Raw genomic sequence first — 1,260 nt, 5'->3', positions numbered from 1 at the left:
CGGAGCGCCTGCCCCGATGAACGACCACCTGGACCACGAACTGCCGTTCTGTGCGGACTCGAGCAGGAAGGTTCCGGGTCGGTCGGCACCGAGCTTGCGGTACGCCGACAGAGGAGTCTCGGAGTCGGCGAGCACCTTTCGCGTCACGGGCACCACGCGGTGCTCTGCGGCGAGATGCCGGAACACCTCCCGCGAGGTGGTCGAGTCCGAGTTCTCGGTGTCGGGAGTGGGGCTGGGGTCGGTGGTCGTCTCGCCGTGCATGCCACCATCCTCCCAGGTTCGGGTGCAGGGTCGGCGCTCGCGGTAACCTGCCGAGCATGAAACCAGGCGAGCTCGTTCCCGATTTTTCCCTTCCGGACCAGACCGGAAAGACCCGAACACTGACCGAACTGCTGGCGAACGGTCCGGTCGTGCTGTTCTTCTACCCCGCGGCCTTCACTCCCGGTTGCACCGCCGAGGCGTGCCACTTCCGGGACTTGGCATCGGAGTTCGCCGAGGTCGGAGCAACCCGCGTCGGCATCAGCGCCGATGCTGTCGCCAAGCAGGCAGAGTTCGCCGCCGCCAAGTCCTTCGACTACCCGCTGCTCTCCGACGAGGACGGCAGTGTCGCCACCGCATTCGGCGTCAAGCGCGGTCTGCTGGCAAAGCTCTCCCCGGTCAAACGCGCGACGTTCGTGATCGGCACCGACCGGAAGGTCCTCGAGACCTTCTCGAGCGAAGTACGGTTCGAAGCCCATGCGGACAAGGCTCTGGAGTACCTGCGAGCACATCGCAGCTAGAGCACTGTCCGACGCGATGCCTCGGGTGGGGGGAACCTCGAGGCATCATGTGCAGGCGACAACCAACTCGATCGAGAGGTTCCCCGCGATGAACACGTCGGCGACACCGCAACACACGGTGGATCCCCGTTGGCTCACCGAGAGTCAACAGGAGGCCTGGCGATCACTCGTCGCGCTGGTCACTCGGTTGCCGGCAGCGTTGGACGCTCAGCTGCAGCGCGATTCGCAGCTGACCCACTTCGACTACTTCGTCCTCGCGACGGTCAGCGAGAATCCCCAGCGGCGGATCCAACTCCGCGATCTGGCCGAGTACGCGAATGCGTCGCTCTCGCGCCTGTCACACGTGGTGACGAAGCTCGAGAAGGCCGGGTGGGTCGAGCGCGAGAGCATCCCGGGCAGCCGGGGATCCTATGCGGTGCTGACCGACGCAGGTATGGCCAAGGTCGTGGAATCGGCACCCGGGCACGTCGGCACGGTGCAG

2 protein-coding genes and 1 pseudogene are annotated in these 1,260 nt (G+C 65.9%); 2 read left to right on the top strand and 1 reads right to left on the bottom strand.

Translation table 11 applies throughout. The annotated features are described in order from the left end of the window. Positions 1-261: pseudogene (locus CH256_RS16630) on the bottom strand (anthranilate synthase component I); the annotation flags it as partial. A 56-nt stretch (positions 262-317) separates the two neighbouring features. On the opposite strand from CH256_RS16630, the gene CH256_RS16625 reads away from it, so the two are divergent. Both CH256_RS16625 and CH256_RS16620 read left to right on the top strand, forming a co-directional pair. Beyond that, positions 318-779, top strand: a complete 462-nt coding sequence (locus tag CH256_RS16625) for a peroxiredoxin (protein ID WP_094670067.1) — start codon at positions 318-320, stop codon at positions 777-779. Between the two features lie 88 nt (positions 780-867). Then, the coding region (locus tag CH256_RS16620; protein ID WP_094670068.1) for a MarR family winged helix-turn-helix transcriptional regulator at positions 868-1,260 on the top strand (393 nt) is incomplete at its 3' end.

It is taken from the genome of Rhodococcus sp. 05-2254-6 (assembly GCF_002258565.1).
Classification (GTDB): domain Bacteria; phylum Actinomycetota; class Actinomycetes; order Mycobacteriales; family Mycobacteriaceae; genus Rhodococcoides.
This window is presented reverse-complemented; position numbering and strand designations above follow the sequence as displayed.

Coding starts and splice junctions, on each gene's coding strand:
- CH256_RS16625 (WP_094670067.1), top strand. CDS start 318: ATGAAACCAGGCGAGCTCGTTCCCGATTTTTCCCTTCCGGACCAGACC.